We start from the raw sequence: 7,854 nt of genomic DNA on the forward strand, positions 1-7,854 counted from the left end.
GTAACCCACCCGAACAGCCGTGTCTGAACCCTCATCCCCTTGTACCAACGCTCCCTGTCGGGCATTGCATCGGACAGGCATACGACACGCCTTGATTCGGGCAATCTAAGTTTAATCTCTATTTCTTCTTCCATCTTTACACACACATTTTATCTGATTTCACCTGCAAATATATAGCAAAAAACAATACGAAAACAAATAGTTAAATTAATTAACTGCAAATGTTTACGTGGTTAACAAATACGTGTCAAGAAAGATAGTTTATCTTCTTTTACACAAGATTTTTTACTTTCACGTCCACAGTATGCTTTGAACAGGAAAAGTAAAAAATGTTGATTGTTGTTATTTTTTATTTTTGTCATAATTTTTCTCATTTTAGTTAAAATGATTTAACTATAATTTTTTATTTACTTATTATTTTCTACGTTAAGAAATGTAAAATTGACTTAATTTAACATAAAATAAAAAATCTCAACACCGATAGTTGCATATGCAACTAATTGATTCGGAGAAATTCGTAAAAAACCTACGAAATTCGTTGATTTTTCGTAGACTTCGTAAACTCTTCGTTTTTCAACACTTGTCAAAAAACTCGCAAAAATTAACGACTAAACAGCTTATTTTCAACGTTTTATACTTGTCAAAAAAAATTGAATCGTTAATCGTAAAAAATTTGCTCTCTATTAAATAGCATATTAAATGTTAAAAGTAATATATATTTACAACATATACATACACGTACACCTTACATACTCTATTACAATACATATACATACACAATGCATACATAACACATACAAATACAGACACCAAAACTGCATACGTAATTTAGTATAGATACATATCAAAACGACGAAATCAACGAAGAATACTGTAAACCAATAACTTATACTGCAAAAAAAGACATAAAAAATGCAACCACACCTACGAAACACACCAAAAAACCTACGATTTTCGTAACTTTTTATGTAAATATTTATCCGATTTTGTTGAAAACTACCGAAAATACACATCCAAACCGCAAAATCAGCCATCCGAGCAAAATTTGGAGAAAAAAAATTTTTCAGAAAAAAAAATTATCGGGAGCGACACACCCGACGCGAAGCCCCCACAAAAGGGGGTATGGTACTGATTTACAGGCAATTACGCACGTTTATTTACCGCGATTCTCAATGTTTGTAAATAAAAAAGAATTCTTTTCTACGACAATCGAATTTCGAAATCTTTACAAATAAAATATCTTTACAAGTGACTTCTACGAAGATTTCGTAATTCCTTGATTACCAGACACTTACAAACAAATTTAACATAAATTAACATTGAAAAATCTTGAAATTAAACATAATATTGGTCTTGCGCGGTCTGATCTATTAATATTATGCAATATTAATTTAAAATATGCATATAAAAAGTATTTATTTTGGAAAAAACGGGCTTAATTTATAATTAACGTTAATGAAATATACAACCTAATCAAAAGCGCTGTATGTTTGCAGTGTCGGAAGGACAAATAGATACTTGACGTATTGAAACAGCTTGCTATAGTGACAGTATAGTACAGATCCGCAAACCAGGATAAGCGGAATATAAATAGCGGTGTAGCTAGCCACGATGCAGAGGCACGGAATGTTAGATAATGGCGATAATGTTTTAGTGCGATATGTGATTAGCTCCTGATACGATATAATATTAATGTATGCGCGTATCTGTATCCTATACATAAGCCTTAATACTGGTCGGTATATATAAGCCGTAAAAACATACGATACGCACATATTGTAATGTAGCTGCCATCTATAGCCTGGTTGGTGTGGTTGGTGTGGTTGGTAACGGTTGTAAGCCCGTATAGATACAGAACACAATATAAACTTATACATTATGAATGGGAAATTATTAACGATTTAAATTATATCATTATGAAGACTTTAGAAAGCATTTTTTCAGAGATTAAAGAAAACGGTGTAATTACTAAACAACAATTACAGTTATTAAAGAACCGATCTAACAAGCAGCAAAAAGATGTTATAGATTACGATTGGTTGGAAAGTATCGGAGATGGTTACGGTATCCCATTGACAGAGGAACAAGGCGTTCAGGGCTTGAACTGGTTAAAGATGTTCATTAAGAAGAATGGAGAAAGTAACGTATATGGGTATAGAGAGCTTGAGATAATTAATAATGCTTCTCCGGCTGACTTCGTTTTCAAAGGGTTTTATAATGCCGGAAACGGTTCGTTCAGATACTTCCTACCTATCTACTCTCTCAACGGGATGGAATATATACCAATGAAAAAACCTTATATAATTGGTTGATCGGTGTTGTGATATTCATTTCCGGCACCGACTGGGATAAGCTATGAGAATTCATAAACAAAAGTTATGAATCAGATAAATTTTAAAGGATATGAAAGAATAAATGAAGCGCGTTATTGCTATTATGGAAATACGAAGAAAGAAGCGTTAACAGCGTTTAGAAAATCGTTTGGCAGCTTTAAAGGCTTTGTAAAAAAGGAATGGGAATTAGTATAAATCAAATTAAATATTACAATTATGGAAAGATACGATTATTTTGCAGCGGTTAGAGAAGATGTTTTGAATTATATCAATGAGAACGGAATAGTGGTAACCTCCGAAAACCGGGACGAAGTGGAACAAGATCTCAACGATACACTGTTTACATGTGATAGTGTAACGGGAAACGCATCAGGATCTTATACCTTTAACACTTGGACGGCTGAGGAATACTTGTGTCACAATTGGGATCTGTTAAGTGAAGCGTTAACGGAGTTCGGTTGCGATATGAGTTATTTGGAAAAAGGCGCGGAATCATGTGACGTAACTATACGCTGTTACCTGTTAGGGCAAGCAATTTCGGAAGTTTTGGATGAAATGGAAAGGAGGGAAGAGGAATGAGAACGTTTTTTGCACAAGTTAGTACAAGGTATCGGGCAATTAAAAATTGCCCGTTTACCCCTGCACATGTTGCCAAGGTTTTTGGCGGTTATATGTGTTTTGAAAGTGATAATGATTATAGAGTTTGGAAAAATCAAAAGTAAATAACGATGATCGAAACATTAATACTATTATGTTGCCTGTATCTATCAATACGGGTAACTGATTATATCGAAAAACATAAACAATAACAATTAAAAACGTAACATTATGAAAAGAAGAAACGACATACCTAATTTACTTGCAATGTATATACGTAATACAAGTGAGATATACAATATTACATCATGGTTGCAAAGCTGTGTGATCAAAAAAGCGAACAAAGGTGTACAACCACAATTAGAATACCTTGCAAATTGTAGCACAATGAAAACCATAATCAGAGAGGCCGCCAAACTGTTATACAAGTACGACGGGATAACACCCACCAGACAGGAAAAACAGGAAGCGGCCCGGGAACATGCCAAATACATTCTTGATGGTGTGCAATACTATATAAATAATCGCTAATAAAGGGCAAATAAAACCCTGTAATGAAAGATATCAACCAATACCGATATATTACCCATATATATGTAAATCGTATAGAGCAACAATAGAAGATATAACATATAGTTGTATATTAAGGCATAAGGATCACTAGTTTTTTAAACAGTTTTACCACGGTCCGAACGGAATGCAAACTGGATCGGAAAGATACAAGGAAATACAGGAACTCGAAAAAGCCGTTATAGATGCACCACTATACAAGCTACTAGGGCTAACTATCACGGAAACACCCCTAGACGGACGTATCAGATACTTAAAACAGTTACCCGTATATAATACGGACGTATTGGCGGAACTTACCTATTAATCATTTATAAAAAACAACATAATTATGATACAATTTACTATTGACAGTTTTAGCGGCGGTATATCAGGCCGCCGGTATAAATCAATCAATGAAGCTATACAAGACGGTGGCTACTCTGTTTGGTGCAATGAAAAAATTAAACTAGCTTTCAATTTTGGGAACGGCACGGAAAAAGATTTTAAAAGATATTGCAAAGACAACAAATGTAAGATTATAAGCGAAAACAAATTTTATTCTTTGTCGTTGAATGAGCAAAAAACACATATTCAATTCATTCATGAACAATTAAACCGTTATAATGACCTATGAAAAAGAAATACGCTAAAGAACAATTACAGGAGGCAATTACCAAGGTAAGCAATGTAATGAATAATAATAAGGTAGCATGCTTTCAAAAACCAATAGTACCAGGCGATTGCCCTACGTTTGACGAAGAAACAGCAAACTATGTTAGGGAAAGACTGGAATTATACCTAAAAACGTGGGTGTTACCAAATCTCAACGAAGTGTTAAACGAATTATCTAAATAATTAGTATTATGAAAAAACAAAACTTACAAAAAGAATTATATCCTATCCTTGAAAACGAAAGTATTAAGATAGGAACGTTTAAAGCTAGTAGAAGTATTAATACATTGGACCTTATTAAGGAAAATATTAAGTTTTGGAAAAGCTATGACGGGCACAAGTTACCCGAAAAACAGGTTAAACAAGCGTATCATAACGGCACCAGGACACAAAACATAATCAAACTATACAGAGCACGCCCGAATTGATTAAGTTTGTAAGAGAGCACGCAAACGACTATAAAACGTTAAATCGAAAGGACGTACCTAGCTGCATAAATATTGATCGTAGGCGGAGTGAACGTTATTTTTCCGTATATATCGAAAAGTTTGGGAACGTGCGTTTTAATGAAGTGTTAAGAGTTTTCCCTTTGCTTCCTAAATCATATTTGAACAAGTAATGAGAGTAATTAGAGTAATAAGAGTTTTAAAGAGAATACTAACCGACTCAGATATAATAGATCTGTACGGTATGTATTGTGATTTTTATAAAAATATACAATAATTTAGATAGCATTTTACGCAATTTGTTAGTTGCTGGAAACATTGTAACCGTACCGTTTGAACAAATGAGAGAGATACGCAAGGAATTGGACCGCTTTGTTAAGCCTGTACAGATAGAGATTGTTAAGAGTGATTTTGAAACTGTTTCGTTTAGAGAGTTAAGATAAAGCGGAAATAATGTGAAATATTTTCCCGGCGTGGAGAACAACAAGCGGATCGCCACCGCCGCCGGGAACTATTTATTAACTTAAAAATAAAAAGACATGGAAAGTACATTCAAGTTGTTAGCTACTGACAGACAGGCGCAAATACTATTCAACAACTATTGCGTTAAACTGATGGAGTTCAAAGGGGGTAAAGAAAGTTATCCAGAAATGAAATAATTTACCCGTGGCGTGTTATATTGCGTCATAAAGAAGAGTTAGGAAAACTTCATGGGGTATATTCATTTGAAAAACTTGTAAGTATCATTTAATTTAAAAATAATCATTATGAAACGAATTGCAATTTTGGCTTTATTATCATTAAGCCTATCATCATGTAGTGAATACTTCGATAAACAACAAAGTAAGAATGAACTAAAGAAAAAGTATTCTTTCGCATTAAATTACTATGTTGAAAGATTGTCCGTTATTTGAATCATACAGAGATAGTATTAACAAATACACAAGACTTTCAAATGAACTTGATTACTAACTTAAAAACAAAAGAATATGGGAACGAACAAACAACTAAGTATTAAGCAAATTATTTGCTCTAACATTATAGCAGCCGAAAAAGTTGCCGGGGATGTGTGTCAAGGTCTTGCCATCAAGCTGTCGAAAGCGTTTATATACGATAGCCGTGATATTGATGCCGATGAAATCTCATACATTAGCCAACAATGCGAAATTGCGCTTCAAAATATATCCGAATTAGGGCTTACGGAAGCCAAGAACAATGAAATGAATAATATAATAGCTAAATATAATGGGAACGAACAATAAACAATACATCCTGGAAGGGCGGAAATGGGATGTAATAGAGAGTGTTGACGGATATTTTTCCGGGGAAAAGAACGGAGTTATCATACAAGGAACGACAATGAGTGATCTGTATGAAAAATGCAAATCTTTTGACATAGCTTCGGTTATGGAGAAGATTAAGACGGGTGTAGATCTGAACGACTGGGAAAAACGCTTAATAAAAGTTAATAAAAAGTTGTTGGAAAACAAATAAACTATATCTTTGCCGTATGAGAAAAAAATACGTTGCATATTATAAAGGCTGTACAATAGAGGTCACAGGAGAAAAAAACTTCATGTACCGAATAATAAAAGGTGAACGGATGGATCTCTTTGTTGATATGTTTTACAGGTCTACAACTGATGCGCTAAAGGGCGCAATGAGGTGGGTGGACAATAATGTTAGGAAGGAGTGAATTTATGCTTTTTGGAATTGTTTTTGCTATGATAATGAAAGCTATATGTGGAAATATGTTGGACGATTGATGATTGTCATTGTATGGCTTATTGTGTTACAGATTTTGTCTGAATGTTAAACGTTTGTGTATATGAATAAAGAAGAATTTAAATCAAAGAAAGAAATTATCAATTCAAAGATAAACGAATTGAAGAACGAAATGATAAAATTAAAGAAGGAGTATATTGAATCCAATGTGAAGTATCCTATCGGAAGCAAGGTGTGTATTACTACTAATGAATCAAAACGATATGCCTATGTCAAGGATTATAGGATTAATTCTCTTGACAATATTGAACCATTGTTTAACAAGGTGAAGAAAGATGGAACCATGTCGGAGATGGGCTTATATGTTTGGTCTTGTCAATGCCCTACGATAGAACTGGTAAAGGAGTAATTATTATGGCAAAAATAATGAATTTAGGAGCACATTGTAGTGAGTGCGTTATTCGTCCGTTTATGTATTGCATGGCTTTACAAAAGAGAATAACGGCTAGAAAAACACCCAAGTATTGTAAGAACTATAAAAAGTATAAAATATGACCAAGAAAATTGCTGTTGTTGGTTCAATGATAAATTCATCCGAATACCCTCTATTAAAAGAATTGGAAACAGGATATTCCCTTGAACGTTATGATTCTGTTGAGGAAGCTAGAAACAGTGATTGTGATGCTGTTATAGTAACAGATAAGGATAGTATTGGTTATGGTGATAAAACGCATATTCTGACGAATTTTGATAAACCTGTTGTTGGTGAAAGTAATTGGATTTATATCCATGAACCAAGAACCAAATGCCGTATCAAGGACGATAGGTTTGTCAGAAAACAAATTGCGAAACGTAGAAAAAATAACAAGAACCCTAAAACACATAGGAGGAAGAGGAAGTGAACACATTTTACGGAATCAGCTTTGCAATATACTTTATATTTATCACTCTTGTATTGACCACATTCATATATGGCTTAAAAAGGGATAAATATAAGTTTTGGAAGTGGGTGATTATAACATTATCTTACTTCATATTTGTTATTATTTACACAATTTTTTGTTTATGATGATGGAAAAGGTGGAAGTAGGAACCCTTGACATAGACGAACTGTTTGAACACAGGGGTGTAATATATGAAGTATTATACAAGACGGATTATTGTGTCCATTGCCGATATCCTAACGACAAATACCGTTACAGGGATAAATGGAAATATCTCTATACCGAGTTTAGTTTATGGACAAAAGTGAACAAGATATGAAAACACTGGTTTTTGATGTAATGCTTGACGGGCGGTTTATACATACGTTCAGATACCAATACTGCCCGTTGTTCCCGATAGACGAAGAGGAACTGGAGAAGTTTGTTACAGACAGGCTTCCTACATTAAAAGGAAAGGATTTTAAAATAGTATTTTGATTATGAAACAGACAGTAGAAGAAGCAGCAAGAGAAAATATCCTGTTTAATCACAGGACAGTTGACAGAACTTTGTTTGGTAAAGATTTGGCAAAGTTTGGAGAGATGA

Annotated in this window: 14 protein-coding genes; all 14 read left to right on the forward strand. The window is 33.8% G+C overall.

What is annotated here, in order from left to right; translation table 11 throughout:
• Positions 1-1,916: 1,916 nt before the first annotated feature.
• The 14 genes from QZ135_RS13735 (at position 1,917) to QZ135_RS13800 (ending at position 7,746) form a co-directional block, all read left to right on the forward strand.
• A complete protein-coding gene (locus tag QZ135_RS13735; RefSeq protein ID WP_294610234.1) occupies positions 1,917-2,312 on the forward strand; it encodes a hypothetical protein in 396 nt (131 codons plus the stop codon).
• A 66-nt stretch (positions 2,313-2,378) separates the two neighbouring features.
• Positions 2,379-2,528: a hypothetical protein gene (locus QZ135_RS13740; protein WP_294610237.1), complete on the forward strand. Its 150-nt coding sequence runs from the start codon at positions 2,379-2,381 to the stop codon at positions 2,526-2,528.
• Between the two features lie 21 nt (positions 2,529-2,549).
• Entirely contained in the window at positions 2,550-2,912 is a 363-nt protein-coding gene (locus tag QZ135_RS13745) for a hypothetical protein (protein ID WP_294610240.1), read from the forward strand.
• A 405-nt stretch (positions 2,913-3,317) separates the two neighbouring features.
• Positions 3,318-3,461 (forward strand): hypothetical protein, encoded by a 144-nt coding sequence (locus tag QZ135_RS13750; protein ID WP_294610243.1) that lies wholly within the window; start codon positions 3,318-3,320, stop codon positions 3,459-3,461.
• Positions 3,462-3,831: 370 nt separating this feature from the next.
• Positions 3,832-4,116: a hypothetical protein gene (locus QZ135_RS13755; RefSeq protein ID WP_294610246.1), complete on the forward strand. Its 285-nt coding sequence runs from the start codon at positions 3,832-3,834 to the stop codon at positions 4,114-4,116.
• Positions 4,113-4,337, forward strand: coding sequence for a hypothetical protein (locus QZ135_RS13760; protein ID WP_294610250.1), 225 nt, complete (start codon positions 4,113-4,115; stop codon positions 4,335-4,337). The genes QZ135_RS13755 and QZ135_RS13760 overlap by 4 nt, the downstream gene beginning before the upstream one ends.
• Before the next feature lie 8 nt (positions 4,338-4,345).
• Positions 4,346-4,582 (forward strand): hypothetical protein, encoded by a 237-nt coding sequence (locus QZ135_RS13765; protein WP_294610253.1) that lies wholly within the window; start codon positions 4,346-4,348, stop codon positions 4,580-4,582.
• A 1,007-nt stretch (positions 4,583-5,589) separates the two neighbouring features.
• Positions 5,590-5,862: a hypothetical protein gene (locus QZ135_RS13770; RefSeq protein WP_294610257.1), complete on the forward strand. Its 273-nt coding sequence runs from the start codon at positions 5,590-5,592 to the stop codon at positions 5,860-5,862.
• Positions 5,846-6,094 (forward strand): hypothetical protein, encoded by a 249-nt coding sequence (locus tag QZ135_RS13775; protein ID WP_294610261.1) that lies wholly within the window; start codon positions 5,846-5,848, stop codon positions 6,092-6,094. Before QZ135_RS13770 ends, QZ135_RS13775 begins: the two co-directional genes overlap by 17 nt.
• A 16-nt stretch (positions 6,095-6,110) precedes the next feature.
• Positions 6,111-6,296: a hypothetical protein gene (locus QZ135_RS13780; protein WP_294610264.1), complete on the forward strand. Its 186-nt coding sequence runs from the start codon at positions 6,111-6,113 to the stop codon at positions 6,294-6,296.
• 132 nt (positions 6,297-6,428) lie between these two features.
• Complete coding sequence (locus QZ135_RS13785) at positions 6,429-6,734, forward strand: hypothetical protein (RefSeq protein WP_294610267.1); 306 nt, start codon at positions 6,429-6,431, stop codon at positions 6,732-6,734.
• Positions 6,735-6,876: 142 nt separating this feature from the next.
• Positions 6,877-7,227, forward strand: a complete 351-nt coding sequence (locus QZ135_RS13790) for a hypothetical protein (protein WP_294610270.1) — start codon at positions 6,877-6,879, stop codon at positions 7,225-7,227.
• A 163-nt stretch (positions 7,228-7,390) separates the two neighbouring features.
• The gene (locus tag QZ135_RS13795) at positions 7,391-7,588 is read left to right on the forward strand and encodes a hypothetical protein (protein ID WP_294610274.1); all 198 of its coding nucleotides are present in this window, start codon (positions 7,391-7,393) and stop codon (positions 7,586-7,588) included.
• Positions 7,585-7,746 carry a hypothetical protein gene (locus tag QZ135_RS13800; protein WP_294610277.1) on the forward strand — a complete coding sequence of 54 codons (162 nt, stop codon included), beginning with the start codon at positions 7,585-7,587 and terminating at the stop codon, positions 7,744-7,746. The genes QZ135_RS13795 and QZ135_RS13800 overlap by 4 nt, the downstream gene beginning before the upstream one ends.
• Positions 7,747-7,854: the final 108 nt, after the last annotated feature.

This window comes from uncultured Bacteroides sp., from assembly GCF_905207245.1.
Classification (GTDB): domain Bacteria; phylum Bacteroidota; class Bacteroidia; order Bacteroidales; family Bacteroidaceae; genus Bacteroides.